23 protein-coding genes are annotated in these 26,837 nt (G+C 64.6%); 17 read left to right on the top strand and 6 right to left on the bottom strand.

The window, feature by feature from the left end; translation table 11 throughout:
• Positions 1–4: 4 nt before the first annotated feature.
• On the top strand, positions 5–766 hold the full coding sequence (locus tag A8V01_RS13400) for an enoyl-CoA hydratase/isomerase family protein (RefSeq protein ID WP_103096338.1): 762 nt from the start codon (positions 5–7) through the stop codon (positions 764–766).
• Between the two features lie 41 nt (positions 767–807).
• Entirely contained in the window at positions 808–2,130 is a 1,323-nt protein-coding gene (locus A8V01_RS13395) for an MFS transporter (protein WP_103096337.1), read from the top strand.
• A gap of 48 nt (positions 2,131–2,178) precedes the next feature.
• Here A8V01_RS13395 and A8V01_RS13390 read toward each other — a convergent pair whose 3' ends face one another.
• Positions 2,179–4,485: a TonB-dependent receptor gene (locus A8V01_RS13390; RefSeq protein WP_103096336.1), complete on the bottom strand. Its 2,307-nt coding sequence runs from the start codon at positions 4,483–4,485 to the stop codon at positions 2,179–2,181.
• Between the two features lie 446 nt (positions 4,486–4,931).
• Between A8V01_RS13390 and A8V01_RS13385 the strand changes: the two genes are divergently transcribed.
• Positions 4,932–5,324, top strand: a complete 393-nt coding sequence (locus A8V01_RS13385) for a c-type cytochrome (protein WP_103096350.1) — start codon at positions 4,932–4,934, stop codon at positions 5,322–5,324.
• Here A8V01_RS13385 and A8V01_RS13380 read toward each other — a convergent pair.
• On the bottom strand, positions 5,302–6,324 hold the full coding sequence (locus tag A8V01_RS13380) for an AraC family transcriptional regulator (protein WP_245892511.1): 1,023 nt from the start codon (positions 6,322–6,324) through the stop codon (positions 5,302–5,304). The two genes, A8V01_RS13385 and A8V01_RS13380, sit on opposite strands and share 23 nt — an antisense overlap.
• A gap of 243 nt (positions 6,325–6,567) precedes the next feature.
• On the opposite strand from A8V01_RS13380, the gene A8V01_RS13375 reads away from it, so the two are divergent.
• The 6 genes from A8V01_RS13375 (at position 6,568) to A8V01_RS13350 (ending at position 15,078) form a co-directional block, all read left to right on the top strand.
• Positions 6,568–8,070, top strand: coding sequence for an aldehyde dehydrogenase family protein (locus A8V01_RS13375; RefSeq protein ID WP_103096335.1), 1,503 nt, complete (start codon positions 6,568–6,570; stop codon positions 8,068–8,070).
• A 273-nt stretch (positions 8,071–8,343) separates the two neighbouring features.
• Positions 8,344–10,635: a TonB-dependent receptor gene (locus A8V01_RS13370; RefSeq protein ID WP_245892509.1), complete on the top strand. Its 2,292-nt coding sequence runs from the start codon at positions 8,344–8,346 to the stop codon at positions 10,633–10,635.
• 14 nt (positions 10,636–10,649) lie between these two features.
• Complete coding sequence (locus tag A8V01_RS13365; protein ID WP_245892508.1) at positions 10,650–11,168, top strand: hypothetical protein; 519 nt, start codon at positions 10,650–10,652, stop codon at positions 11,166–11,168.
• On the top strand, positions 11,165–12,718 hold the full coding sequence (locus A8V01_RS13360; protein WP_103096332.1) for a GMC family oxidoreductase: 1,554 nt from the start codon (positions 11,165–11,167) through the stop codon (positions 12,716–12,718). Before A8V01_RS13365 ends, A8V01_RS13360 begins: the two co-directional genes overlap by 4 nt.
• Before the next feature lie 71 nt (positions 12,719–12,789).
• The gene (locus tag A8V01_RS13355) at positions 12,790–13,695 is read left to right on the top strand and encodes a ketopantoate reductase family protein (RefSeq protein ID WP_170065925.1); all 906 of its coding nucleotides are present in this window, start codon (positions 12,790–12,792) and stop codon (positions 13,693–13,695) included.
• A 96-nt stretch (positions 13,696–13,791) separates the two neighbouring features.
• The gene (locus tag A8V01_RS13350) at positions 13,792–15,078 is read left to right on the top strand and encodes a spinster family MFS transporter (RefSeq protein WP_245892506.1); all 1,287 of its coding nucleotides are present in this window, start codon (positions 13,792–13,794) and stop codon (positions 15,076–15,078) included.
• A gap of 68 nt (positions 15,079–15,146) precedes the next feature.
• On the opposite strand, the gene A8V01_RS13345 is transcribed toward A8V01_RS13350, so the two are convergent.
• The 4 genes from A8V01_RS13345 to A8V01_RS13330 form a co-directional block, all read right to left on the bottom strand.
• The gene (locus A8V01_RS13345; protein ID WP_103096329.1) at positions 15,147–16,265 is read right to left on the bottom strand and encodes an SMP-30/gluconolactonase/LRE family protein; all 1,119 of its coding nucleotides are present in this window, start codon (positions 16,263–16,265) and stop codon (positions 15,147–15,149) included.
• Positions 16,262–17,257 carry a 3-hydroxybutyryl-CoA dehydrogenase gene (locus A8V01_RS13340; RefSeq protein ID WP_103096328.1) on the bottom strand — a complete coding sequence of 332 codons (996 nt, stop codon included), beginning with the start codon at positions 17,255–17,257 and terminating at the stop codon, positions 16,262–16,264. Before A8V01_RS13340 ends, A8V01_RS13345 begins: the two co-directional genes overlap by 4 nt.
• Positions 17,244–18,326: an NAD/NADP-dependent octopine/nopaline dehydrogenase family protein gene (locus A8V01_RS13335; protein ID WP_103096327.1), complete on the bottom strand. Its 1,083-nt coding sequence runs from the start codon at positions 18,324–18,326 to the stop codon at positions 17,244–17,246. The genes A8V01_RS13340 and A8V01_RS13335 overlap by 14 nt, the downstream gene beginning before the upstream one ends.
• A gap of 100 nt (positions 18,327–18,426) precedes the next feature.
• A complete protein-coding gene (locus tag A8V01_RS13330) occupies positions 18,427–18,948 on the bottom strand; it encodes a MarR family winged helix-turn-helix transcriptional regulator (protein WP_103096326.1) in 522 nt (173 codons plus the stop codon).
• A 260-nt stretch (positions 18,949–19,208) separates the two neighbouring features.
• On the opposite strand from A8V01_RS13330, the gene A8V01_RS13325 reads away from it, so the two are divergent.
• From A8V01_RS13325 to A8V01_RS13290, 8 genes are all read left to right on the top strand, one after another.
• Positions 19,209–20,339 (top strand): alpha-hydroxy acid oxidase, encoded by a 1,131-nt coding sequence (locus A8V01_RS13325; protein ID WP_170065924.1) that lies wholly within the window; start codon positions 19,209–19,211, stop codon positions 20,337–20,339.
• A 182-nt stretch (positions 20,340–20,521) separates the two neighbouring features.
• Positions 20,522–21,850: an MFS transporter gene (locus tag A8V01_RS13320; RefSeq protein ID WP_170065923.1), complete on the top strand. Its 1,329-nt coding sequence runs from the start codon at positions 20,522–20,524 to the stop codon at positions 21,848–21,850.
• A 2-nt stretch (positions 21,851–21,852) separates the two neighbouring features.
• The gene (locus tag A8V01_RS13315) at positions 21,853–22,599 is read left to right on the top strand and encodes a class II aldolase/adducin family protein (protein ID WP_103096348.1); all 747 of its coding nucleotides are present in this window, start codon (positions 21,853–21,855) and stop codon (positions 22,597–22,599) included.
• Between the two features lie 2 nt (positions 22,600–22,601).
• Positions 22,602–23,528: an AraC family transcriptional regulator gene (locus tag A8V01_RS13310; protein ID WP_103096323.1), complete on the top strand. Its 927-nt coding sequence runs from the start codon at positions 22,602–22,604 to the stop codon at positions 23,526–23,528.
• 81 nt (positions 23,529–23,609) lie between these two features.
• On the top strand, positions 23,610–24,761 hold the full coding sequence (locus A8V01_RS13305; RefSeq protein WP_103096322.1) for an amidase: 1,152 nt from the start codon (positions 23,610–23,612) through the stop codon (positions 24,759–24,761).
• Positions 24,758–25,927, top strand: coding sequence for an acyl-CoA dehydrogenase family protein (locus tag A8V01_RS13300; protein WP_103096321.1), 1,170 nt, complete (start codon positions 24,758–24,760; stop codon positions 25,925–25,927). Before A8V01_RS13305 ends, A8V01_RS13300 begins: the two co-directional genes overlap by 4 nt.
• A gap of 20 nt (positions 25,928–25,947) precedes the next feature.
• Positions 25,948–26,313, top strand: a complete 366-nt coding sequence (locus tag A8V01_RS13295; RefSeq protein WP_103096320.1) for a hypothetical protein — start codon at positions 25,948–25,950, stop codon at positions 26,311–26,313.
• A complete protein-coding gene (locus A8V01_RS13290) occupies positions 26,310–26,825 on the top strand; it encodes a nuclear transport factor 2 family protein (RefSeq protein WP_103096319.1) in 516 nt (171 codons plus the stop codon). The genes A8V01_RS13295 and A8V01_RS13290 overlap by 4 nt, the downstream gene beginning before the upstream one ends.
• Positions 26,826–26,837: the final 12 nt, after the last annotated feature.

The raw sequence follows: 26,837 nt of genomic DNA, 5'->3' as shown, positions 1-26,837 counted from the left end.
TGAAATGACGATCAAGCTTGAGGTCGCGGACTACGTCGCCGTGGTCACGATGGACAATCCCCCCGTCAATGCGCAGTCGATGGACATGATCCACGGCCTTGCCGACGCTTTCGACGAGATCAGCGATCGCGATGACGTGCGCGTGGCGGTGCTGACCGGCGCAGGCAAGTGCTTTTCGGCCGGGGCCGACCTCAAGAACCGGCCCGATGTGTCCGCCCCCGGAGCCACCTGGAAGCGCAATCGCGCGGTTCGGGAATCCAGCTATGCCATCATCGAATGCAACAAGCCGGTGATCGCGGCGGTCAATGGCCCGGCGCTGGGCGGCGGGCTGGGGCTGGCCGCCAGCTGCGACATCATCGTGGCGTCCGAAACCGCTGTCTTCGGGCTTCCCGAGGTGGACGTCGGGCTGATGGGCGGTGGCAAGCACGCATCGCGCATCCTGCCGCATTCGATGGTGCGCCGCATGATGCTGACCGGCTGGCGGGCCCCTGCAGAGGAACTCTACCGGCGCGGCGTGATCGAGGCGTGCCTGCCGCCGGAAGACCTGATGCCATGGGTCATGGACATGGCGCGCAGCATCGCCTCCAAAAGCCCGATGGCGACCCGGCTGGCCAAGGATTCGATGCGCACGATCGAGAACATGACCCTGCGGGACGGCTATCGGTATGAGCAGAACAACACCAATGCCCTGTCGAAGACCGAGGATTCGAAGGAAGCCATCGCCGCCTTCAAGGAAAAGCGCGCGCCGGTCTTCCAGGGGCGCTGATCGCGGCTATAGATTGCAGAATAACGGGTCGGGAGAAGAACATGGCAACCACGATGCAACCGTCAGTCGCGCCTGACGCCGCGCCCGCGCGGGAGGTGGGCGGTTATGACTGGTACGTCGTTGCCATCCTCTTCTCGGTTTCGGTGCTGGGCTATATCGACCGCGTCATCCTCAGTTTTCTGGTCGAGGCGATCAAGGCCGACCTGTCGTTGACCGATGCGGAACTGGGCGCGGTGACGGGCATGGCGTTCGCCGTGCTCTACGTGTTCGGCGGGGTGTTCATCGGCCGCATGCTGGACAAGGGACGGCGGGTGACGATCCTTGCGGCCTGCATCCTCGTCTGGTCGATCGCCACTGCGGCAAGCGGGTTTGCCACCGGCTTTGCCACGCTGTTCCTTGCGCGCATGTTCGTGGGCGTGGGGGAGGCGGGGCTAAACCCGGCGGCGATCGGCATCATTTCAAGCCGCTTCCCGCAGGACAAGGTGCAAAAGCCGATCGGTCTGTTCACCACCGGCCTTTATGTGGGCGGCGGCATGGCGATGATGCTGGGTGCGCATCTGCTGGGCAAGTTCAGCGCCGGCGGTCCTTACGATCTGCCACTGATCGACACGGCCGAACCGTGGCGCGTGGTCTTTCTGCTGCTGGCCGTGCCGGGCCTGCTGGTGGCGCTGCTGGTGCAGGGCACGGTGCGCGATCACAGCGCCGCCGAACGCGCCGCCGCCGCGCCTGCCAGGGGTGAGGCTCTGGCTTTCGCGCGGGAAAACCGCACGCTGATCACGCTGCTGGCGCTGGGCATCGTCTCATGGTCGATGAACAACTATGGCCTGCTCAACTGGTATCCGGCCATGCTGATGCGCTCTTACGCGATGAGCCCGGACATGGTGGCTACCAGCTATGGCCCCGCGTTCCTGCTGGCGGGGATCGCCGGATGCCTTGCCGTGCACCCCTACCATGCATGGCTGCGCAAGCGGTTCGGCGCGAAGGCGGCCTACTGGCTCACCTTCACCTCGATGGCGGTGCTGAGCGTGACGACCATCCTTGGCCCGATCGTGCCGACGGTGGGACTGGCGGTGTTCATGTCCTACGCCAACCTGTTCGTCAGTTCGATGTCGGTCGCGTCCATCTTCGTGCTGATCGTGGCGGTGGTGCCGCCCACGCTGCGCGGCCTTTACACCGGGCTTTACATGGCGCTGGTGAACCTGACCGGCGGTGCATTCGGTTCCGTGCTGGTGGGGCTGATGACCGACCATGTTTACGGCGCCAACGGCCTCAACCTTGCGCTGACGACGATGGCGGTGGTGTTCGGCCCGCTGGGTGCGGGGCTGCTCTATCTTGCCTTGAAGCGGGCGCCCGAGCGCGCCTGACGATGGCTCCGGCGAGGCAAGCGGCCCCGCCGGAGCTTTCGCATGTGCCTAGCGGAAGCGGAAGCTGCCGGTAACGCCGTAAGTACGCGGCCGCCCGGCATAGCGCATTGCCGCGTCCGGGCCGTTGAAGGCCACGTTGTTCCAGTAGTAGGTATTGCCCAGGTTGCGCACGAAGCCGGTGACGCGCCACCCGTCGTCGCTGCCGTGAACGCCGAAGCGCAGGTCGACCAGCGTATAGGCTTTCACATCGAACAGCGGTTCCTCGCCCAGCGCGGCGTTGGTGCTGCTCTGGTACGTGGCGCTGGCTCCGAAGAAGGCGTTGACGCTGTCGCTGACCGGGAAGTCATACTGCGCATCGCCCGAAAGCTGCCACTTGGGGGTAAGCGGGAAGGCTTCGCCGCTCATCAGCTTTTCGGTGCCCAGCGGGGTGTAATTGGTGAAGTCTCCCTGGATTTTGGAATCCACGTAAGTGGCGCCGCCGTTGAAGGTCAGGCCCTGTACCGGCTCCCAGATCAGTTGCAGCTCGGCGCCCGCGATGCGCGACTTGGGAATGTTGATCAGACGGTTGAGGCCGCCCAGCGTCGGGTCGATCACGCGGCCGCGGATCTGCTTGTCCTTATAATCATAATAGAACCCGGCGCCGTTGAGCTGCAGCGTGCGACCCAGCAGGCCAAGCTTGAAACCGGCTTCGTAGGCAACGACCGACTCCTGCGTGGCCGGTTCCAGCTGCGCGGCAAAGGTGGCGCCGGTGGTGATGAACAGGCCGTTCTTGTAGCCCTTGCTGACGCTTGCGTAGAGCAGCTTGCGCGGATCGACCTGCCAGTTGACCCCGGCCTTCCACGACAGGTTCTTCTCGTTCAGCGAATCCGCGAAGATGCCGGGCTTGAACGTCACCGAATCCAGCGTGACGCAGGCACCGGGCGCAATCGTGGTCGGCGTGCCGCTGAGCCGGGTGGAAGTGGCGGCGACGGCGGCGGAAAGGTCGCCCGCGCCTGAATCATACAGGCAGCCCACGTAATCACGGTTCTGCCAGGTATAGCGCAAGCCCCCGTTGAGCGTGACATCAGGGACGACTTCCCAGTCGACGTTGCCGAACACGGCGTAAGTGTCGATCTTGTTGGCGCCCACGGCGGTGGCGATATCGAACGGGAAGCTCGAATCCTGCGCGTGGGGAGAGAACGCGTCGTTGGTACTGTCGTGCTGGTAGTTGCCGCCGATCATCCAGTCCACGGTTGCCCCGGCCTTGCCCGCGACGCGCAGTTCCTGGGAAAACGTCTTGATCGAACCCACGTTGCGCGCGGCGAAGTTCTGCACCGGCGTACCGTCGGCATCGACATAGGTATCGCGCCGCATTTCCTCGTAAGCGCTGATGGACGTGACGGTCAGGTCATCGGTGACTTCGTAGTCGGCCCGCAGCGAAGTCTGCCAGAAGCTGTCGTCGGTATAGAGATCGGCGCCTTCGTCCCAGTCTGCGATGCGCGGGCTGCCGATGGTCAGGGGCTGGGCCTGCAGCGTGGCGGGCGCGCGCGAACTCAGGATGCCGACGAATTGCCCGGCCTGACCATCGGACTTGTCCTGCCAGCCGTTGACGTTCAGCGAAAGGGAGAGGCGGTCGGTGGCGTCCCAGTCCACCAGCACGCGGCCTTGCACGCGGTCGGTCCCGCCCATCGTGTCGCCGGGGCGCGATGCGCTTTTCTGCCAGTCTCCGCCGTATTCCTTGCGCACCGCGACGCGCGCACGCAGCGTATCGCTCAGCGGGCCGCTGACGAAGGCGCTGGTATCGATCTGGTCGAACCGGCCGACGGTCAGGTCGAAGCCGCCTTCGAGCGACTTGGTCGGCTTCGCGGCGATGTAGTTGATCGCGCCGCCGGTGGAGTTCTGGCCGAACAAGGTGCCCTGCGGGCCCTTCAGCACTTCCACGCGCTCCACGTCCAGCGCGGCGCCCTGCGTCATCGCGGAATAGGGCAGCGGCACTTCATCGACGTAGACCGAAACGGTAGGGGATGCAGCCAGCGTCGTCTCGTTGAAGCCGATGCCGCGCAGGGTGAAGATCGGCGAGCCGTAGATGCTGCGGGTGAAGTTGAAGCCGGGGACGATCTTCACCAGCTGTTCGGGGCTGGTGATGCCCTGCTGGGTCAGCGTGTCGCCGGTGAAGGCGTTGATCGACATGCCAACGTTGTTGCTGGTTTCCTGCCGCTTGCGTGCAGTCACCACGATATCGCCGACGCCGCGCTGTTCGGCGCCGTCCTCTGCGGCTTGCGGGGCCGCATCCTGTGCGAAGGCTGCGCCCGCCATCATCAGCGAACAGGCGCTGCCGCCGAGCAGCAGTACGCGCGCGAAATTCCTCATGCTCATGGTACTCCCCTTGGATTCTTAAGCCGCCATTCCTCCTGCGTGGAAGGCGTTAGATATTATGCTTTTCACTTAATCTTGATCATTTCGCGGGATTGTCAAGCGCAATCCAGAATGGTCGTGTGTGATGTCCGGGAGGCCACGCGGAAAAGCGGTTAACTCAAGTTTGAACCGCGAAAAACGTAGGGTTTCCGGCATGACAGAAGGTCGTGCTGTACCGACGCTGTCATGCATGATACATGATAATTCAAGAAAATATGATATTTATGTCACAGGCCTATAGCGGGCGTTACGCCTGCCGATCCCTTGCGCGCATCGTCCGGAGGGCACGCGGCGAATCCGGCTGGCGGTTCCCTGCTCAAAATGGACGGTGCCTGCGCGATGCGGATAGCGCGTGTGCAGGCCGTTCTGGTCAAAGGAAGGTGTACTTCCTGCCAGAAAGGGTCGCGATGCGCTTTACTTTCAACACTGCCCGGATTGCGGCTGCGGCGGCTTGTCTCGTAGGATTGGGAACGGCCGCGATTGGCGCTCCGGATGCGCCGTCGGGCGAAGCTTTGCTGAAGCAGCGCGGCTGCACGGTCTGTCATTCGCTGACGATGGGCAGGAATTTGAACGGCCCTTCGCTTGCGGGTGTCTACGGAAGGCCGATGGGAAAGGCGGCGGGGTACAAGTATTCGGCCAGCCTTAGCGCGGCGAAGGGGAAATGGGACGCGGCCACGCTGGATCGGTGGCTGGCCGACCCGCGCGCTATGGTGCCGGGTACGAAGATGGCGGTAAAGGTTGCCTCGGCCGCAGACCGGGCTGCTCTTATTGCCTACCTCAAGAATGCACAGGCAAAGTAGACCGGCGGTTGCGCAGCGTTTCGGAGGGGCTGCAACCGTACTGTTGCCGGTAATACTGGGCATAGCGGCCGAAATTGGTGATACCGCAATCAAGCATCTTCACGGTGATGCTCGATTGCGGATCGCCGGTGCTCAGCGCGGCATGCAATTGTTCCAGCCGGTGCCGCCGCACGTATTCGACCGGCGTAAGGCCAAGGAACTGGCGAAAGCCGTTCTGCAGGCTTCGCACGCTGACTCCCACCTGCATGGCAAGATCGGTGACGGAAATGGTATCTTCCAGCGCGCCATGGATGATGTCACGCGCGCGCCGCACGTGCCAGGGCGTGATGTCATTCCCATGCAGCGAAAGCTGATCGGAATAGCTGTTGGGAAAATGGTTCAGCAGCAGATCTACCATAACCGTTGCATATTGCCGCTGGGTCTGTGGAGAGGCCATCAGTGCGGGCGCGATTTCCAACTGCGTGATGATGTGCGAAAGCAGGTTGCGCCAGACTTGCGGCAGTTCGCGTCCACTTTCGGACCCGGCGCGAAAGCGCACCGGGCGACTGGCCGGGATATGCATGAACTGCGTCAGGTAATCTTCGAAGGCCCGCGTGGCGATGCGCACGGTAAGGTGACGGCATTCGCGCGTCATGCGGATGCGCGTGCCCTGTCCGGGGCAGCTGATGTAGAGGTTGTCCGGCTGGATGAAGTGTTCCACCCCGTCCCCCCAGATCGAGGTGCGGCCCTGCATTGCCGCATGGATCAGGAAGTGTGCATCCAGATCGATCGCCTCAATCGCCACATCGGCGCCATAGGCGATATCGACCAGGTGGGCCTGCGCAATCTGGAAGCTGCGCAGCTTGAGATCCATCGCCTCCGGGTTGGGCATGTCCATCCCGTGGGGCGCAAGGCTGCGGCCGACATAGTCGACGATTTCGTCTGCATTGCGCGAACGAAAGTCGCTGACGGCAGGTGGCCTTGCGATGGCGGACGTCATGGTGGCGGTTGCAGTAAGCACGGCTCCTCCTTGCCGTCATTGCATGGTGACGGATCGATTCGAGGCAGTATTTCGAGCTTGGATTTTCTTCCCTGAACGCCAAGGAAAACGCGATTTAGTTGAATTGTCAAGCGCTCGTTGAGCTTGCGGAACGTACAGCGTTTATCTGCCTGATCGGTACTGGAACTGCGCTTTGCGCATAGCGGCGTGTGAACGGCGCCTTAGGCTCAGCGCTGCTACTTCATCAGTTCCCGAGAGGATTCCATGCGCGAAACCGCTGACCAGACCAGCCTGCTTTCGGAGGCCGGGCGGGCCTTCGTGTCCACGCCGCTGTCCATGCTTATCGACGGTGAGTGGACCGCGTCCGAGACAGGGCGCACCATTACCGTAACCGATCCGGCAACGGGGCTTGCGATCACCACCGTTCCCAAAGGTTCCGCCGCCGACGTCGACCGCGCCGTCGCCTCGGCGCGGCGGGCGTTCGAGGGGCCATGGGCGGCGACCCGGCCGGTTGAGCGCGAACGCCTGTTGTTGCGGCTGGCCGACATGCTCGAAGCGCGCGGCGATGAGTTCGCGGAACTGGAGACGCTGGATAACGGCAAGATCCTGATGATGGCGCGGTATGGCGATCTCAGCCTTGCGGTGGATTCGCTGCGCTACATGGCGGGGTGGGCAACCAAGATAGAGGGCACCACGATATCGCCTTCGTTCGCATATGTGCCCGACATGCGCTTCACCTCCTACACCCTGCGTGAGCCGGTGGGCGTTATCGGCCAGATCATCCCGTGGAATTTCCCGCTTGTCATGGCGATCTGGAAGATTGCTCCGGCGCTGGCGGCGGGCTGCACGGTGGTGCTCAAGCCCGCGGAAGACACGCCGCTCAGCGCACTGCGGCTGGGCCAGCTGATCTGCGAGGCGGGCTTCCCGGACGGCGTCGTCAACATCGTGACCGGTGATGCGGAGCCGGGGCAGGCGCTGGTGGATCACCCGGATGTCGACAAGATCGCCTTCACCGGTTCGACCGAGGTGGGCAAGATCATCCAGCAGCGCGCGGCGGGCACGATGAAACGCCTGTCGCTCGAACTGGGGGGCAAATCGCCGGTGGTGATCCTGAAGGACGCCGATGTCGGCATGGCCGTGCAGGGCGCGGCGCAGGCGATCTTCTTCAACCACGGGCAGGTCTGCACCGCCGGGTCGCGGCTGTTCGTCGAGCGGCCGATCTACGACGCGGTGGTCGACGGGTTGGCGCAAGTGGCGGACGGCTTCCGGCTGGGATCGGGCTTCGACCCGGAAGCCCAGATGGGGCCGCTGGTATCCCCGGCGCAGCGCGCGCGGGTGCAGGGCTTCCTTGACCGGGGCCTTGCCGAAGGTGGCCGTCTGGTCGCGGGCGGTGGCGAGGTCGACGGGCCGGGCAATTTCCTGCGCCCGGCGGTTTTCGCGGACGTGAGCCCGGACATGACGATCTACCGGGAGGAAATCTTCGGGCCGGTCCTTGCCGCCACGCCTTTCGACGATGTCGATACGGTAACGGCATTGGCCAACGACAGCAGTTACGGCCTGGGCGCCAGCGTCTGGACGGGCGACATGCGGCTGGCCAACCACTTTGTCCGCAAGCTCAAGGCGGGCAACGTCTGGGTCAATGCGCACAACCTGCTTGATCCTGCGGTGCCGTTCGGAGGCTATCGCATGTCCGGCTATGGCCGGGAACTGGGCCATGCGGCGCGCGATCTCTACACCGAATCCAAGTCGGTGACGATGGCGCTGTGACCCGATGGGCGCGCGCGGGCCGTTATGGGCACCAGCTGCGCGCCCTTATTTCCATACCCAAGGTGCATAACCGCTTCGCAATCGGGATAGCCCGCGCAAGCGCAGCCTGACAGCATCACCGTGCAAGATCGGCATCAAAAGACCGACCACGCCCGCAGGACGCGCCGCCGCAGCGGCTCAGGGCCAAGAACCAAGTGCTTCGCAGGATCATCGATCACGCGTCCCGTCGGGAAACGGTTCCGACGGGGCGACAGGGTTTCAGGGGGAAATCACATGACACTTGCCACAACACGAAAAGCAATGCGCCTGCGCTGCGTCATCGGGATGTTCGCACTGGCCGGCGCCGGGGCCGGATACGCTGCGCCGGCACTGGCGCAGGACGGTGCCGAACCCGAAGGGCTGGAAACGATCACCGTCACCGCGCGCAAGCAGACCGAGAACCTTCAGTCCACGCCGATTTCCATCACCGCCTTCAGCGCGGAACGGCTGGAGGCGCAGGGGATCACGCAGGTCAACCGCATCCAGGACTTCACGCCGAACCTGACTTTCGCGAACATCCCGTCGAACAGCGGCATCGCCTCCAACGCGGCGGTCTATATCCGTGGTATCGGCCAGAACGACTTCGCACCCACGGTTGAGCCGGGCGTGGGCATCTACATCGATGGCGTGTACCTTGGCCGCACGGCAGGCGGTGTGTTCGACCTGATCGACGTGGCATCGATCGAGGTTTTGCGCGGGCCGCAGGGCACGCTGTTCGGCCGCAACACGATCGGCGGCGCCATCAACCTCACCACCTTGCAGCCTGATGACACGCTGCGCGCCAAGATGGACATGAAATACGGCACCGACGATCTGGTGAACGTGCGCGCGATGGTGTCCGGGCCGCTGGCGGATGGGCTGTTCGCCAAGGTCAGCGCCGGGATTTCGCGCCAGGACGGCTATGTCGATGCACCCAACCTTGGCGTGAAGTTCGGCAACAAGGATACCAAAACGGTGCGCGGCGCCTTGCGCTTCGCCCCCGGCGGCAGCCCGCTGGAGGTGACCCTGGCGGGGGACTATACCCGCGACAAGAGCAACGGCGCGCCGGTAGTCGTCACCGGCATCGACGAGACGGCGACCGGCAGCTTCGTGACCCTTGCCAACGTGATCGGCAGCGGCACCGGCAACCCCGGTGACTGCCTTACCGCAGCGGCCGCCAGCAACACCGCCTGCTACAATTCGCGCCTTTACAGCCGCGATACCAACTATGCCACCGATCCCACCTTTTCCGACCTTGAACTGTGGTCGGCCGCGCTCACCGTGTCCTACCAGCTGGCGGACGAGATCGAGGTCAAGTCGATCACTGCGCTGCGGCGGATCAACGGCACTTTCGCGCAGGACCGCGACGGGTCGAACCTGGGTATCAACTACGTCTACGACACCTTCACCCAGAAGCAGTTCAGCCAGGAATTCCAGATCGTCGGAAAGGCACTGGACGGGCGCCTGAACTGGGTCACCGGCCTCTACTTCTTCAAGGAGAAAGGCAAGGATATCAATCCGATCGACTTCCTTGTCGTCTACGCCAATTCGGGCGGATACTACGATTACAAGAACTGGGCGGCCTTTGCGCAACTGGGTTTCGAGATCACCGACGGGCTGACGCTGACGGGCGGAATCCGCTATACCGACGATCGCAAGTCCTACCTGCCGGATCAGTACGTCATATCGACGCTGGAGCCGTTCCTTTCGATCCCCACCGGCACGCGTATCGTTCCTTATGAATGGGTCGATGCCAACGTGAAGAAGTGGACGCCGATGGCGAACCTTTCGTGGCAGGCAACCCCTGACCTGATGGCTTATGTAACCTATTCGCAGGGCTTCAAGGGCGGCGGTTACACCCAGCGGGTCTTCCCGCCGGAGGAATCGCTGCCCAGCTTCCGGCCGGAGACGGTCGATTCCTACGAAGCAGGCTTCAAGCTGATGGCGCTTGGCAACCGGCTGCGCTTCAACGGCGCGGCATTCTACACCGATTACAACGACATGCAGTTGCTGGTTGCCGATGCATCACGGGTGGGACCGTTCATCACCAACGCAGGCAAGGCGCGCATCCAGGGCTTCGAATTGGAAACCAACATCGCGCCCGGCGGCGGCTTTCGGCTCAACGCGGCGGTCGGCATGACCGATGCGAAGTTCAAGCGGCTGGAAGATGGTGTGCAGGGCCTGACGCTCGATTCCAAATTCGTGATGGTGTCCAAGTGGACGGTAAGCGCATCTGCCGAAAAGGAATTCCTGATGGATGCGGCAGGCACGCTGACGCCGCATCTGGACTGGTCCTATCGATCCGGCTTCTACACCAATGCCAATGGCATCAATACGCCCGAACTTTATCAGCCGGGCTACAGCGTCTTCAATGCCAACTTGCGCTGGCAGGATGAAGGGCAGCACCTGTCGTTGACGCTGGGTGTGGACAATATCGGCAATCGCAAGTTCCGCACTTTCGGCGATTACCAGCCGTCTTTCGGCTTCTACATGCAGGCCTTCGATCGCGGTCGGCAGTATTACGCAAAGCTTGGCTACAGCTTCTGATCAGGGATATGACCATGACTTTCACGCTTACCCGCCGCGCCGTGGTGGGCAAGATGGCTCTGGCCGCAATGCTGCCAGCCATCGCCGCCAGCCCGTTGTCCGCAATCGCTGCCACGTCCACACCAAAGCCGACGCCGGAGGAGCCGGCCACTGCCGCGCTGCTGCACACAGCGTTCCCCCATGCCCGGTTGGACGCGGCATTCTATTCAGGGGCCGCCGGCCGCTATCTGGCGGAGATCGCGAAAGACCCCGCCGCAATGGCCGAGCATCGCCGCGGGCTGGCGCTGCTTGACGGCTCCTACATCGCCCCCTTCGCGCAACTGCCTGAAATGGTGCGCCGCTCGATGGTGGCCAGGTATGATCAGGAGCCGTTCTTCAAGGCGCTCATCTGGCGCGGGGCGGAGCTGATCTATCGCGATGCGGCAGTCTGGAAGATGGTCGGCTACGAAGGGTCGTCGGTCGAATATGGCGGCTACATCGAACGCGGCTTCGACGACATAGACTGGCTGCCCGCTGCGGGAGGCGCGAAATGACGCAGTTCTCGCTGGATGACAGTTCGGTCTTCGTCGTCATCGGTTCGGGCGCGGGCGGCGGCGTTCTGGGCAATGAACTGGCGCAAAAGGGGCATAAAGTGGTGTGCCTTGAGGCCGGGCGGCGGCTTGAAATGTCGGACATCGTCAACGACGAGGCCGAGATGTTCGGCAAGCTCACCTGGCTCGACAGGCGCATGGCGACCGGCAAGCCGGACCCCAACTTTCCGGTATGGGGCTGCAAGACGGTGGGGGGCACGACCATGCACTGGACCGGAGCCTGCCCGCGCTTCGAACCGCATGAAATGCGGGCGCGAACTACGTACGGCGCGCTGCCGGACACCACGCTGGTGGACTGGCCGGTGACGCCCGAGGAAATCGCGCCGTGGTACGACAAGGCCGAAGTGCGCATGGGTGTGACCGGGCGGCAGGGCATGCCGTTCCTGCCGCCGGGTAACAACTTCAAGGTGCTGGAAGCGGGCGCGCGCAAGTGCGGCTATACCGACATCGACACGCACAACATGGCGATCAATTCGATCGAGCGGGACGATCGCCCTTCGTGTCATCAGCTGGGCTTCTGCACGTCGGGTTGCGCGGTCGGCGCGAAGTGGTCCACGCTCTATACCGAAATCCCGAAGGCGGAGGAGACAGGCCGCTTCGAACTGCGCCCCGAATGCATGGTGACGGGTATCGAACTGGGGCCGGACGGACGCGTTTCGGGCGTCACGTATCTGCACCAGGGCAAGCGGGTGACGCAAAAGGCGCGCGCGGTCGCAGTGGCGGGCAACGTGGTGGAAACCACGCGCCTGCTGCTCAACAACTCCAGCGACCGGCATCCGCAGGGACTGGCCAATTCCAGCGGACTGGTAGGGCGCAACTACATGCGCCATTTCACGATTCAGGTCATGGGCGTGATGCCCGGCAAGGTTCACTTCCACCGTCAGACGCATCTTGCGGGCGTGGTCCGGGACGAGCGCGGCCACCGGCCGGAGCGCGGCTTTGCGGGCGGCTTCCTGATTTCGACTGTGCCCTTCACGCCTGAAATCCTGGCGAAGAACATGATCATCGGCGGCTGGGGGCGCGATCTGACCGAAGTGCTCGACAAGTATGACCAACTTGCCGGGATGCTGCTGACGGGAGAGGATCCGCCGCAGCTGTCCAACCGCATCACCCTGCACCCCACCGAGCGCGACGGCTATGGCCTGCCGGTGCCGGTGATCCATTACGAGGACCATCCCAACACGATCGCGATGAAGGAATATGCCTGGAAGGCGGGGCGGCGCATCTACGAGGCGCTGGGAGCGGAGAACGTGATCGAGATGGGCGATTACATCCCCGCCACCCACAACATGGGCACTGCGCGCATGGGTGATGATCCCAGGGCAAGCGTGTGTACACCGTTCGGCCGCACGCACGATGTCGCCAATCTCTACATCGCCGACGGCAGCCTGTTTCCGACGGCCGGCGGCTGCAATCCCACGCTGACGATCGTGGCGCTGGCCTTGCGGCAGGCGCAGCACATCGACCGCGAGGTCGCGGCGGGGAGGTTGTAGAAATGGCTTAACATGCGGTGGCTGCCATGCGATGCAACTTGAAACTTCAACTAAAATCGCGTGAGGCGCGCATGAAGATTGCAGTCGTAGGAGCAGGCGCGATGGGCGCGCTGTTCGCCGCGCGCATGGCGGCTGGCGGGCTGGCGGTCACGCTGGTCGATATCGATCCGGTGCGGATCGCGCAGATTGCCGCCGATGGCCTGCGGGCAAGTGTCGCAGGGGAGGCGCTGTGCAGCCATGTGCCCTGCGTGGCGCCCGATGCGTTGGACGGCGGGCAGGATCTGATCGTGCTGTTCACCAAGTTCGCCGCCCTGCGTCCGGCTCTGGCGCAGGCGTGCCATGCCCTTGCGCCCGATGGCATCGTGGCCGTGCTGGCGAACGGGCTGGATGCGGCGGGGCAACTGGACGGCCTTGTGCCCGCCGAACGGCTGGTCATCGGCGTTACGGACGTGGCGGCGGACTTGCGCAATGGCATCGCCCATAGCGACGGCTCGGGCGTGGTCAAACTTGGCATGGCTGATCCGGCATCGTCGGCCCGTCCCTGCGGGCGTGTTGCAGCGTGGCTCGAAAGGGCAGGCTTTGCGGTAACACAGCAGGCGGATATCCGGACTGCCGTGTGGGAAAAGGTGGCGTTCAACGCCGGCTTCAATGCGCTGGCAACACTCGCCGATGCCTGCGTGCGCGATCTCGACAATGAACCCGGACGGCGGATCGTCGGTTCGGTGCTGGACGAAGTGGCCGCCGTCGCCAAGATCGCTGGAGTGCCCTTTGACCTGGGTTCGGTACGCGCGCGCGTGGATGCGGCGTTCGCGCTTCAGGGCGGGCATCGCCCCTCCATGGCGCAGGATCGCCGGGCGGGCAGGCGCACGGAAATAGAGGCGATCAACGGCGCCGTGGCCGCCTGTGCCCAGCGGTTGGGAATGGCCGCGCCGATCAATCTGACGCTGACTGATCTGGTCCTGTTGACCGGCGGCTAAGATGATTTCTGGCACGCACTATTTTACTTGAAATATCAATTGAGACGAAGCAGCATGCGGCCACAACCAAACATATAAGCACCTTCGGGGGGTAAAGTGGTTCAGCAACAGCATCGGCGCGCCTGGCTGGTCGTGGCGCTATGCATGATCGCCTACGTGTTCTCTTTCATCGACAGGCAGATCCTTGCGCTGCTGATCGAGCCGATCAAGGCCGACCTCTCGCTTAGCGATACGCAGTTCGGGCTGCTTCAGGGGTTGGCGTTCTCGTTGTTCTACGCGACGATGGGCATACCCATCGCCAGCCTTGCGGACCGCTATCCGCGTCCGCTGATCATCGTTGCAGGCGTCGCCTTCTGGAGCGTTGCCACGATGGCCTGTGGGTTTGCGCGCAGTTTCGGGCACCTGTTCGTGGCGCGCCTCGGTGTGGGGGCAGGGGAGGCCGCGCTGTCTCCGGCAACGTATTCGCTGATCAGCGACCTGTTCCCGCGTGAGAAACTGGGGCGCGCGGTTGGCGTCTATTCCATGGGATCGTTTCTGGGCGCGGGTATCGCGTTCCTGGTCGGCGGCAGCGTGATCGGCATGGTCGCCTCGCTGCAGGGGATGGAAGTGTTGGGGCAGCCGATGGCGTCATGGCAGCTGGTCTTCGTGATCGTCGGCCTGCCGGGCGTCGTGCTTGCCGCGATCATCGCCCTGCTGGTACGCGAACCGCGCAGCGCCACGGGCGAAGTGCGCGGAAAGGACGTGCCTTCCACCCCGGCGGTGTTCCGGTTCCTGTGGAGCAGGCGGGCGATCTTCGTGCCGCACATGCTGGGCTTTTCGCTGATGGCGACGTCGCTTTATGCGGTGCTTGGCTGGTCCCCGGCCTATCTGATGCGCACCTTCGGCATGACGGCTGCGGAGTGCGGCCTCAGACTGGGCGTGGCGGCACTGACGGCGGGCGCAGCGGGCGTCTTCGCCAGCGGCTGGTTCATGGACCGGCTGACGATTGCCGGTCGCCGTGATGCGCCGTTTGTCACCGGCATCGTCGGCTCGGTGGGCGCCATTGCTTCGGTTGCGGCGCTGCCGTTCACGACTTCGGGCAACGTGGCGACGGTGCTGCTGGGCTGCGCGCTGTTCTTCGTATCGACCCCAATGGCCCCTTCCACCGCCGTGATGCAGGTAGTGCCGCCCCCCTCCATGCGATCGCGGGTTTCGGGCATCTTCCTGTTCTTCAACAGCTTCGTGGGGCTGGCGATGGGCTCTGCCGTGGTTGGCCTGCTGAACGACAAGGTCTTCTCCGGCGTGGGCCAGTCGGTAGCGACGATCGTGGTGCTGGCATCGATCCTGGCGATCGCGCTGCTGAGTGCGGGGCGCAGGCCCTACGCCGCAGCGGTGGCTGGCTGAATGCAGATCGGCCCGGCTTTTCCGTTGAGGAAGGCCGGGCCGACAGAGGGAAAGATTGACGCTGCGCGTTACTTCAGATCGGTCAGCCTGATCCGGTAGATGGTGGCGACCCCGCGTTTCGGCAGCGAATTGGCGAAGACCTTTTCCGACAGACGCGCATCGGCGATGTAGAGGTATCCGCCCGCCACGGAGAACCCGTCCCCCCAGGCGATCGCTTCCGTTTGCGGCACCACATGCGATGCCAGCGTGCTACCGGTGGAGCGCAGGCCGACGATGCCGCCATGTTCCAGATCGCCGCCATAGAGCGTGCCCTCGGGTGTCATGATGATCCCGCCGGTGATCGGGCCTTTGCCAAGGAACTCCACACTGGCGGACAGCTTCGCGGCGGGCAGCGCTGCATCCGCCAGCGCGGCGGCGGGCACGCGCCAGTAGTTGTGATCGGTCAGCGTGCGATAGTAGACCCACTGGCCATCGGGCGACATTTCTATGCCGTCCGCATGGACGAGCGGCGGCTTGCCGCTGCGCAGCAGGCCAACCTTGCCGCCGATGTGCAGGTGTTCTGCCGGGTCTGCGCGGGTAGAGCGGTCTGCGATCAGCACCTGCCGTGCCTTGCCGGTCTTGAGGTCAAGCACCACAAGACTGCCTTCGCGGTCGATGTTGGTAAGGTAGGCCAGCCCGCGCCGGTTATCGATCCTGAGATCGTTGAGCGAATCCCCGGCATCCACCGCACCTTCGAAATCGTAGGTGCGTTCCACCCGGTTGCCCGCCAGGTCGAATTTGACAAGCTTCGCCGGGCCGGTCGGCGCGGGCGAGGGGAGGGTCGGGCGGCCTGAGTCCAACACCCACAGGGCGCCGGCATCGTCCACCCACAGCGCTTGCGGCGCGAACCAGCAGTGCCGGGTGTCTTGCCCCGATACCTGCCAGCCGGCGGCGGGAAAGGGGGTGATGGCGCCGGTGCGGGGATCGATCTCGATCACCTTGTTGCCACTGGTCGCGGCGGGAGCGCTGGCGAAGATGCGCCCCGCCGGGGTGACGGCGACCCCGATCAGGCCGAACCCGTCCAGCTGCCGCACAACTTCCAGTCGTTCGGCAGCAGGCGCCGGTGCGTCGGCAAGCGCGCCCCCGCCCCCCGCCAGAGCGCCCGCCAGCACCAGCGCGACGGCCAGCAGCGATGCCCGCGCCCTCATTGCACCGCTCCCCGGATTGCGGGCATCATGTCGCGGTGGCGAAGCATTGCCACGAATTCGCTCAGCCGTCCGGCGCGATAGGCGGCAAGATCCATGTCCTGATAGTCATAGAAGCCCTTGCCGTCGCGCACGCCGTTGTGCCCTTGCGCCATGTTGCGTTCGACCACTTCGGGCGCGGCGAAGCGCTGCGGGTCAAGCGTACCGGAAAGGTAGCGGCTGGCATGGAACAGGATGTCGCCGCCGCCCCAGTCGATGAATTCCAGCAGGCCGAGCACGGCGAAGCGGAACCCGAAGCCGACGCGGATGGCGGTATCGACATCCTCTGCGCTGGCCACGCCTTCCTCTACCAGTCGCGCCGCTTCGTTCATGGCCAGCGCCTGGATGCGCGGCACGATGTAGCCGGGTGACGAACGGCACACGACCGGTACTTTGCCGATGCCGCGCAGGATCGCGCACAGCGCCTCCACTTTCGCGGGATCGGTGACGTTCGCGGGGCTGACCTCGATCAGGGGCACCAGATGCGCCGGGTTCAGCCAATGCGCGTTCATGAAGCGCTGCGGCCCCGGCAGCATCTCTGCCAGCGTATTGGCATCGATGGTGGACGTCGTCGACGCGACAAGGGCATCGGCGCGCACGGCCTCCCCGATCGCGGCGAAGGCTTCCTGCTTGGCCGGGATGGTTTCGGGCACGGCTTCGAACACCAGATCGCAGCCCGCCAGAAGCGCGGATGCCTCTGCGGCCGGAGCGACAAGGACGTCGTCCAGCACGCGTGCCATGGTTGCGGCGTCAAGCAAGCCCGCTTGCGCAAGAAAAGCGACGTCACGTTCCACGTCGAGGCGGGCGGCGGCGGCAAGGTGCGCAAAGTCTTGTGCACTGCGCTGGCGCAAGTCGAGCAGGCGCACCTGATGGCCCGCCAGGGCAAAGGCGGTGGCGATGCCCCGGCCCATGCGCCCCGCTCCGACCACCCCGATCACGGCGTCAGAACCCGTCATGGAGACGTTCCTGCAAGGTTGCCCGATCGCAGTCCGCAAGGCCCAGACGTTCCAGCGTGCGGCCGGCGGCATAGAGGTCTTCCCCGGTGATCGCCGAGGCCAGCGCCAGCAGTCCTTCGCCCACCGGCATCGGCTTGCCCGCCCAGCGTGCGATGGAGGTGAACAGGGAAAGCCCGATCGCGGTGTCTTCGCGCATGTAGCGGTGAGTCTGCAGGTTGATCTTCTCGCGCCAGTCGCCGCTGTCGGTCAGCTTTTCATGCGCGGCATTGCCGTACATCCACTCATCGCCATCGGGGCTGTAGTGGTCGGCCAGCGGGAAATGCGGAGCAGCATAGCCAAGATGCTCGCGCACTGCGATGCGTTCGGCATCCAGCGCATTGGTGACCGCGCGGATCGACGGCTGGGTGCCTTCGTTGTGGATGTCCCACGCGTCGAAATGCTCAAGCGGCCCGGCGTTCATCATGATCAGCGGGGGGTGGATGATCGGCCCGGCATTCATGAGCGCGCCGGAAAGCACGTCACCGGCAGGCTCGACGGAGGGGTAGGCCTGCTGCAGCAGCGCGATCACCTCGTCCGCATCGCGCGCGGGGAACACGCCGGTCGGCAGGCGCGTGGCATAGACGCTGACGACGATGCTGGCGGGGCCGTGCTTGCGCACCAGGTAGGGCAGGGTGCCGGTTTCGGCGAAGCGCACGCGGGCCTCGTTCCCGGCGGCGCGGGCGGCTTCCACGAAGATCAGCGAACCCAGCGTGCCGGGCGGCAGGAACACCACCTGCCCATCGCGCCAGTGCGGGGCGCAGGCCCTGGCAAGATCTTCATGCGCCGTGGCAGGCAGCGGGATCACGACCAGTTCGGCTGCCGACAGAGCCTCTTCCAGTGAAGAGGTGAGGTGGGCGATCGGCACGGTGCGCGTTCCCGCATGGTCGCGCACTTCGATCCCGCCCTGCGCTTCGATGGCGGCGAAGGCACCCGCATCGCGGCGCCAGAACCAGACCTCGTGACCCCTCTCGCTCATTTCCGCCGCGGCGGCGTAAGAGCCGTGTCCTCCGCCCAGTACTGCGATACGCATGATGCTCTCCTTGATGTGATGGAGGGCATTGTGCGCAGGCGCGCCGCCATGTGCTATCCGCTTCGCGCAACGCCGTGCGCGAGGTGCAGCAAAATGCGGCTCAATCGTCTTCGAGGCGCACCACTACCTGACGCAGCTGACGGTTCAGAGCGTCGAAGTCCATGCCCTCATCCCCCGTGAACACGCGCGAAAAGATCTTGCCCGCCGTCTGCCAGGCGCGGGTGCGGGCGGCCAGACCGTCCTTGGTCAGCGAAACGTCGGTGACGCGCCCGTCGGTGGCGCGCGCCTCGCACGAAACAAGGCCCTCTGCCTCCATGCGCTGGATCAGCTTCATCATCGTGGGCAGCTTGACGATGGCCAGTTCGGAAATCTCGCTCACGCTAAGCGCCTGACCGGGCTGCACGCACATCAGCACGCGCCAGCGGCCGATGTCGAGGCCGACCTTCTTGAGCCCGCGCTCAAGCCTGCTGAGGTAGAGGCCGGTGGCATGCGTCAGCCAGAAGAACGGCCATTCGCGCGCGTCGAATTCGCTGCCGTCCGAATTCGGATCGGGCGGGGTCGAGCTGCGTCGCTTTGCCTTTGTTGCCTTGGTGGCCATAGGCTCCTGCTCCACGTCCTTCATTTTTACAGTCTTTCTCCGAGTATACGATCGCCGTGCCGGAGTGAATGCCCAGCATATCTCACTTGAAATATCAATTATTATGCGGCAGCCATACCAGAACAGGGTAGGCTTCTGCAAACCTGTGCGATTTCCTTGGGTTTCGCGCCCATTCAGGCGACGCCGGGGCGATCGGCGAATCTTCAGGTAAGCGAGGGCGAGTTGAGAATTCGGGCAAGCCGATCATCCAAATCCGGGCATCATCGATGCTAGGCGCGCCGCTTTTGCCCTCGCGCCGGTATCGCCTTCGCGGTGATCCGCAGCGAGCGCTGTCGATCGCCGAATTGCGCGCCATGGCGCTGCATCGATTGCCTGCGCTGGCGGCGGAGTATCTTGAAGGCGGGGCCGAAGACGAGATCGCGCTTGCCGCCAATCGTCAGGCTTTCGACCGCTTGCGGTTCCGTCCGCGTCTTGCAGAGGGTGACGCACCTGCGGGCGAATGCCGGTTTCCCTACATTATCGCACCCACCGGGCTCAACGGGCTTTACTGGCACGGAGCCGACATTGCGCTGGCGCGCGCTGCGGCGAAGGCCGGGGTGCCTTTCACGCAAAGCACCGTCTCCAATGTACTGCTGGAGGATGTGGCAAAGGTGCCGGGGCTGGAGCACTGGTTCCAGCTCTACATCTTCAGCGAGATGGCGCTGGTCGAAAGGCTGCTTGGGCGGGTGGCAGCGGCCGGTGTTCGAACGCTTGTCGTGACGATCGATGCCAACACCTTTGGCAACCGGGAATGGAATGCGCGGCTCTACGCGGCAGAGGGGCAGGCAACGCTGGCCGCACGGATGGATGCGCTGCGCCACCCCCGCTGGATGGCGCAGGTCTTCCGCAAGGGACTGCCGGGCTTTCCCAACATCGCCGAATGGTTGGGCGCCGGTTCCGCCGATCTGCTGGAGGCAAGCCGCTGGCTGCGGCAGAACATCGCACCGACCGTTTCCTGGCGCGAACTGGAGCATGTGCGGGCGCTCTGGCACGGGCGGATGCTGATCAAGGGCATCGGGCACCCTGCTGACGCGCGGCGCGCCGCCGACATGGGGGCTGATGGCGTCGTGCTGGGCAACCATGGCGGCCGCCAACTTGATGGAGCCGCCCCCGGCCTTGAACTGCTTCAGGCGACCCGCGCGGAACTGCGCGCGGACGTTCAGGTGCTGGTGGAAGGCGGTGTCCGGCGCGGTGCCGATATTCTCAAGGCATCCCTGCTGGGCGCCGACGGCGTGATGGGCGGCCGCGCAACGCTCTATGGAGTGGCGGCGGGAGGCGAAGCAGGCGCGACGCGGGCGTTGGCGATACTTGAACAGGAATACCGGCGGGCGCGCATCCTGCTGGGTGACGGCGACATGACCTGCGAGAAAATATAATATTCAATTGACATTGTTATAACGCAGGGCATGCTGCGGCACTCAGGGAGCCAGCCCGAGAGAGGCGGCACGGCAACGCACCGGGGAGGTGTCCGGGCATTGGTGTTCAGGCAGGAGGGCTGTTTGATGATCTCGTGGATGTTCCCGCGCCGGCAATGCCGCGCGGCCGGGCGGTTCAAGTCGTGAGGGATGGGGTATCGCTGCGATACGCGCTTGATGACGGCCCCTGGACCCGCTTCCAGAAACAGGCGGGGATCCTTGCGATTCTCGCGGTCGTTCTCGACGGGTTCGACATCCAACTGATCGGCGTTGCAATCCCGGCGTTGATGAAGGCGTGGTCGCTTCCGCGAGAGGCGTTCGTGCCGGTGTTGGGGCTGGGGCTTGTCGCCATGAGCGTGGGGACGGCGATCAATGGCTGGCTGGGCGACAGGATCGGTCGCAAGGCAACGCTGCTGGCCAGCATGGTGGTGTTCGGGCTGGGCACCCTGGCTTCGGCGTTCGCGGGCGGGATGACGCTTTTCCTGGCCAGCCGTCTCGTCGCTTCGGTTGGACTGGGCGGGGCGATGCCAAGCGCCGTGGCGCTGCTTTCCGAATTCACGCCCGTGCGCCGGCGCAGTTTCATGGTGACCTTCGGGATGATCTGTACCCCCGTGGGCGGTGTCATGGCGGGTCTTGTCGCGGCATGGCTATTGCCTGCCCACGGATGGCCCGCGCTGTTCCTTGTCGGCGGCGCCCTGCCGCTGGTCCTTGCACTTGTCATCGCGGCGGTCCTTCCGGAATCGCCCCAGTTCCTTGCGACCCGCCCGGCGCGCCGCGCAGAGCTTGAACGGATCGCACGACGCCTTGGCGCGGCAGACGCAGGGGGCTTCGGCCCCATCGCCGGGCAGGCGCCTGTGGCAAAGGCAGGTTACGGCGCCTTGCTGCAAGGGGAGGAACGCCTGCCCAGCATCATGCTGTGCGTCCAGTTCCTTGGGGTGCTGACGGCTGCCTACACTGTGTTCAACTGGCTGCCGGTGTTCAGCGTAAGCCGGGGGCTGGACATGGCGGCGGCAGGCACCTTGCTGGCGGCCTTCAATTTTGGCGGCATGGGCGGGGCGCTGATCGGCGCGCTGCTGATCGACCGGACCGGATCGCGCAAGCTGACGCTGACGTTCGGGATCGGCGGCGCACTGGGTTGCCTGCTGACGCTGGCGGCCTTTGCGGCGGGCGCTTCGATGCCGGTTCTGGTGGCGGGGCTGGCGCTTGCCGGACTGTTCATCGCCGGGTTGCAGCCAATGCTCTTTGCGATCGCGGCCAACGCCTATCCTGCTTCGATGCGATCGACGGGCATCGGCGCTGCGCTGGCGATCGGACGGTTCGGCGCGATCGCCAGCTCCTTCATCGGCGCGATGCTGGTCGGTGCGGGGGCGGGCGCGTTCTTTGTATTTCTGTGTACCATGATGCTGATCGTGACGGGCGCCCTGTGGTTCATGCCAAGGCACGTACCGGGCCGCAGCCAGACGGGAGAATGACCATGACCACCTGTTCCGACGAGGAGTGGAAGCTGCGCCACGATCTGGCGAACTTCTATCATCTGATCGAATATTTCGGCTGGCACGAGATGATCATGAACCACATCTCGGTGCGGTTGCCGGAGGGGGATCGTTACCTCGTCAATCCGTTCGGCCTGAACTATTCCGAGATCACGCCCGACAACCTGCTGGTGGTCAACGTCGACGGTGAACTGGTGGGGGAATCCGAATACTGGGCCAATCCGGCGGGCTTCGCCCTGCATGGCGCGATCCACACGCATCGTCATGACGTGCACTGCGTCGCTCACACGCACACCATCCCGATTTCGGCGGTGGCGATGAAGGATGCAGGCTTCGATCATAACAACTTCTACGGCGCACAGCTGATCGACCGCGTCGGCTATCATGAATTCGAAGGCATCACCCTGTTCGCGGACGAGCGTGACCGCATGGTCGCCAGTCTTGGCGACAAGCACGTGCTGGTCCTTCGCAATCACGGCGTCGCCGTGTGCGAACGGGACATTCCATCGACGTTCATGCTGCACTACATCGTCCAGCGCGCCGCCGAAGTGCAGTGTCAGGCGGGCATGATCCCCGGCCCCGACCGCAAGATCGGCCCCGAAGTCATGGAGCGCTGCCGTACTTCCGCCGCTCGTCTCAACGAAAGCAATCGCTTCTCGGCACTGCTGTTCGAAAGCCAGGTGCGTGCCATGCGCAAGGCGAAGCCTGTCGACTGGTATCGGCCCTGACCATGCGGCAGACCTTCGCCGCCTTGCCGCAGCGGATCGAGACGCGAGATGCCGACGCAGTGGTCGCGATGCTTTCGCGCATACTGGCCCCGCACGAGATGGACATGCGGGAAACAGGCCGCACGATCCGCGCGCAAGTGCGCCACGTTGCGGCAGGGCCGTGCCGTCTGGCCGACCTGACTTACGGAGCGCCCGTGCGGATACGCTCGCGCGTGCCGCAGGGGCGGATACTCGTCCATGCCGTTGCCGAAGGGCGCAGCCGGATGGCGCTGGGCGATCGCAAGGTTGCCGTGCTGGAAGCGGGCATGATGCACGTGTCCCCTCCGGGGTCGCCGCTGGACATCGCGTTCGAAAGCAGCAGCCGGCATTTTACGGCAAACCTGCCGTCCGGTCTGTGGCCTGCGGTATCGGGGCGCTACGACGCGCTTGCCGGCGGTGAGGCGATGGTGTGGATCGATCTCATGCGCTTCATGCTCGGCTGGGCGGAGCTTGGTCCGGGAATGCCGGACCTGTTCGGGGACCGGGCGGAAAGGCTGATCACCGAATTCCTGCGCGACCGGACACACGTGTCGAGGCCCGAGGTCGGCGCAGCCGTGCCGTGGTTCGTGAAGCAGGCAAAGGCGGCGATCGCCGGTCTTGTCGCGAATGGTGCGCACACGATTTCCCTGTGCGAGATCGCGGCCGATGCGGGTGTAAGCGTGCGAACGCTCCAGTCCGGGTTTCGGCGCTTCCTTGGTCACACGTTTGGAGAGGAAGTGCGCGAGCAGCGGCTGGAACGGCTCGATCACCTGATCGTTGAACGGGGTGACCAGTTTGACGTCACCGCATTGATGCAGGCTTGCGGAATCGTCAGCATGGGCCGGTTCGCAGGATACTATCGCGACCGATTCGGCGTGGCCCCATCGGACCGTCTGCGCCGCCGACATTGATCGCCGCAACGCGCGCGGATCAGCGGAAATTCGCTTACGGTATAAATTGACATTTCAAGTGAAACAAATATGAGTCTGGATATGTCACGCAACAACGCCATCTTCACGCCGGTCAATCTGGGAAGCGGTGCTGTCACCGTTGCGGTTAAGGACTGCATCGATATCGCAGGGATGCCGACGAAGGGCGGCAGCGCCGCTCTTGATGACGCACCTGCCGCCGAAGCGAATGCCGCAGTAGTCGAAGCGCTGCTGGCGGGCGGCTGCCGGATCGTCGGCAAGGCGAACATGCATGAACTGGCTTACGGCGTTACCGGCATCAATGCCTGGACGGGTTCCGCGATCAATCCGCACTTTCCCGATCGCGTCCCCGGTGGTTCGTCAAGCGGATCGGCTGTCGCGGTTGCCGAAGGGCTGGTGGACTTTGCCATCGGCACGGATACCGGCGGCTCGATCCGAACGCCCGCCGCTTGCTGCGGCGTGTTCGGGCTCAAGCCCACGTTCGGCAGGGTAAGCCGGGCAGGGGCTTGGCCGCGCGCATCGTCGCTGGACTGTATCGGGCCGTTTGCCCGTTCCATGGCGCAGATCGAGGCGGCAATGCGCATCATCGCGCCCGGCTACGCCCCGTCGGCAGATGCCCCGCCACGTTTCGCGATCGTCCAGGCAGAGGGCGTCGACGCTGCCGTGCAGGCGGCGTTCGATGAAGCGATGGCGCCGTTTTCTGCGAATGCGCAGGTCAGCCTGGCACAGCTGCCGGACGCCTATGGCGCCAACATCGCGGTGATCGCGGCGGAAACTTACGCTGCCTTCGGGCACCTGCTGGCGGGCGGAAAAGTCGGTGCGGACGTGGCAGCGCGGCTTACCGCGGCGGCAAACGTGGATGCGCAAAAGCTGGCGCAGGCCGAAGTGGTGCGCGCGCGCTTCACCGCTGAGGTCGATGCGCTGCTTGAACAGCATGAACTGCTGGTGATGCCGACGATGCCGTGTTTCCCGCTGGCGCTGTCCGAAGCCGGCGATGCTGCCGCCGCGCTGCGCATGACGGCGCTGGTGCGCCCGTTCAACCTTTCGGGTCATCCGGCGCTGACCGTTCCGGTGCTTGCCGCAGAAGGGCTGCCGATCGGCATTCAGGTGATCGGCCGGCATGGTGCGGATGAGGCCGTCTGCGCCTTTGGCCGCATGCTGGAAAATACAATTTCCGTGATCATGGACCCAGCAGGGGAGGATACCAACCGATGACCGTTGCCGATATCTCCAAGCCGGGCGAGGCGGCGCTGGGCAAGGCTGAGGCGCTGGAGCGACTGCTTGCCGCCGCGCGTGAACGCCATGCGGAGTTTGCAGGGCAGACCCATGTAAGCGCCGACGTGATCGAACTGATGAAGCAGGCCGGCGTCTACCGCGCCATGGTGGCCAGGCGGTTCGGCGGCGATGAAATGCACCCGTCCGATTTTCTGCGCCTGATCGAGACGATCAGCGAAGCGGACGGGTCTACCGGATGGGTGGCCAGCTTCGGGTTCTCTGCCGTCTATCTCAGCTCGCTGCCGTTGCCGACACTTGAAAAGATGTACGCAAACGGCCCGGACGTGGTCTTTGCCGGCGGTATCTTCCCGCCGCAGTCCGCCGTTCCCGTGGAAGGCGGCGTAGAGGTTTCCGGCCGCTGGAGCTGGGGTTCGGGCTGTCGCGGCGCCGACGTGATCGGCGTGGGCATCAAGGTGGAGGGCGGCGGCCCTACCGGCGGCCTGCCGCTGATCGCGGTCATGCCCGCATCCAGCATCGAGATCGTCGACAACTGGAACGTCACCGGCATGCAGGGCACCGGCAGCCACGACATGGTGGTCGACAAGGTGGTCGTGCCGCAGGAGTGGACCTTTATCCGCGGCGGTGCATCCAGTCTGGATACCCCGCTCTATCGCTATCCCTCGATGCCGCTGGCGGCGCAGATGCTGGCGGTCGTCGGTCTGGGTGTGGCGCGTGCTTCGCTGGACTGCCTGATTACGCTGGCGGGCGGGCGCACGTCCATCACCGGGGCGCCGACGCTGGCTGACCGCGCCTATGTCCAGACCGATATTGCCAAGGCCGAGGCGGCGCTGCGTTCGGCGCGCGCGTTCTTCTACGAAACGACCGATGCGGCCTTTGCCCAGCTGGAAGCGGGGGCGGAAGAACTGGACGTGACCACGCGTTCCCTGCTGCGGCTTGCCTCCACCAATGCGGCGCATGTCGCGGCTGAAGTGGCGGGCACGGTCCACAGGCTCAGCGGCACCACCGGGATCGGCGCGGATCACCCCATCGCGCGCTACTTGCGCGATGCGATGGTGGTGCCTCAACATGCCTTCCTGGCCGATGGCACCTGGCAGAACGCCGGCAAGATTATCCTGGGGCTTGAAGCGGCCCCCGGCTTTCCCTGATCGAGAAGGATGCAAAAGACATGACCGATACCCCTGCCACCAAGCCCCTGCGTGTCCTGTTCTGCGGCGCTGTGCTGCAGAACTTCTTCGACCTGCCTGCCGCCGAGATCGGCAAGGTCTGGGCCGCGACCGGAGAAATGCTCAAGGGCATTCGCGACCTGCCCGGCGTGACCGTGCTGGGCACGCTGGACGATGACGAAACGATGGTTGGCACCTCGCCCAACGGCTGGCCCTGGACGTTCTATATCCTTGCCGACGTGCCCGACCGCGCCACTGCCGTTGCCGCCTGCAACCTGTTCCGCACGATCGAGGTCGGCGAATACCGTCTGTGGAAGTATATGCGGGTAGAGGCGCGCATCGGCCGCGAACTGGTCATCCCTGCATGAACGAAATGGCTCTTCTGGCCCGGCGGGTCGCGCTGCTGGAGGCGGAAGTGGCGGTGCGCCGCGTGGCCATGCGCTACTTCCGCCTGTGCGACACGCTTGGCCCGGAAACGCCTTTCGACGAGTTGGGCGACCTGTTCGCTGCGGATGCGGTGTGGGAAGGGCGTGGACGCTACCGCAAGGCTTTCGGGCGGCACGAAGGGCGCGACGCGATCGTGGCGATGCTGGCAAGCTATTCGAACCCGCCCCACTTCGCGCTCAATGCCCACTACCTTTCTTCCGAGGTCATCGAGGTTACCGGCGATGACAGCGCTACCGCGGGCTGGATGATGCTTCAGGTGTCGACTTACCGTGATGGACGCTCGGACTTGCGCAGCGCGGCCCTGACGCTGGATTTCCAGCGTCAGGACGGCGTCTGGCGCATCGCCCGCTTCGTTACCGAGAACATCTTTTCCCGCGATGTCGGGCCGTGGAACGACGAGGCGCCGATCTCGGTGCCGGACGCATCAGAATAACGACACACATCA

This window comes from Novosphingobium guangzhouense (genome assembly GCF_002896965.1).
Lineage (GTDB): Bacteria > Pseudomonadota > Alphaproteobacteria > Sphingomonadales > Sphingomonadaceae > Novosphingobium > Novosphingobium guangzhouense.
The sequence above is the reverse complement of the archived record's forward strand: the minus strand, read 5'-3'. Positions and strand labels throughout refer to the sequence as shown.

Coding starts and splice junctions, on each gene's coding strand:
- A8V01_RS13400 (WP_103096338.1), top strand. CDS start 5: ATGACGATCAAGCTTGAGGTCGCGGACTACGTCGCCGTGGTCACGATG.
- A8V01_RS13395 (WP_103096337.1), top strand. CDS start 808: ATGGCAACCACGATGCAACCGTCAGTCGCGCCTGACGCCGCGCCCGCG.
- A8V01_RS13390 (WP_103096336.1), bottom strand. CDS start 4,485: ATGAGCATGAGGAATTTCGCGCGCGTACTGCTGCTCGGCGGCAGCGCC.
- A8V01_RS13385 (WP_103096350.1), top strand. CDS start 4,932: ATGCGCTTTACTTTCAACACTGCCCGGATTGCGGCTGCGGCGGCTTGT.
- A8V01_RS13375 (WP_103096335.1), top strand. CDS start 6,568: ATGCGCGAAACCGCTGACCAGACCAGCCTGCTTTCGGAGGCCGGGCGG.
- A8V01_RS13370 (WP_245892509.1), top strand. CDS start 8,344: ATGACACTTGCCACAACACGAAAAGCAATGCGCCTGCGCTGCGTCATC.
- A8V01_RS13365 (WP_245892508.1), top strand. CDS start 10,650: ATGACTTTCACGCTTACCCGCCGCGCCGTGGTGGGCAAGATGGCTCTG.
- A8V01_RS13360 (WP_103096332.1), top strand. CDS start 11,165: ATGACGCAGTTCTCGCTGGATGACAGTTCGGTCTTCGTCGTCATCGGT.
- A8V01_RS13355 (WP_170065925.1), top strand. CDS start 12,790: ATGAAGATTGCAGTCGTAGGAGCAGGCGCGATGGGCGCGCTGTTCGCC.
- A8V01_RS13345 (WP_103096329.1), bottom strand. CDS start 16,265: ATGAGGGCGCGGGCATCGCTGCTGGCCGTCGCGCTGGTGCTGGCGGGC.
- A8V01_RS13340 (WP_103096328.1), bottom strand. CDS start 17,257: ATGACGGGTTCTGACGCCGTGATCGGGGTGGTCGGAGCGGGGCGCATG.
- A8V01_RS13335 (WP_103096327.1), bottom strand. CDS start 18,326: ATGCGTATCGCAGTACTGGGCGGAGGACACGGCTCTTACGCCGCCGCG.
- A8V01_RS13330 (WP_103096326.1), bottom strand. CDS start 18,948: ATGAAGGACGTGGAGCAGGAGCCTATGGCCACCAAGGCAACAAAGGCA.
- A8V01_RS13315 (WP_103096348.1), top strand. CDS start 21,853: ATGACCACCTGTTCCGACGAGGAGTGGAAGCTGCGCCACGATCTGGCG.
- A8V01_RS13310 (WP_103096323.1), top strand. CDS start 22,602: ATGCGGCAGACCTTCGCCGCCTTGCCGCAGCGGATCGAGACGCGAGAT.
- A8V01_RS13305 (WP_103096322.1), top strand. CDS start 23,610: ATGTCACGCAACAACGCCATCTTCACGCCGGTCAATCTGGGAAGCGGT.
- A8V01_RS13300 (WP_103096321.1), top strand. CDS start 24,758: ATGACCGTTGCCGATATCTCCAAGCCGGGCGAGGCGGCGCTGGGCAAG.
- A8V01_RS13295 (WP_103096320.1), top strand. CDS start 25,948: ATGACCGATACCCCTGCCACCAAGCCCCTGCGTGTCCTGTTCTGCGGC.
- A8V01_RS13290 (WP_103096319.1), top strand. CDS start 26,310: ATGAACGAAATGGCTCTTCTGGCCCGGCGGGTCGCGCTGCTGGAGGCG.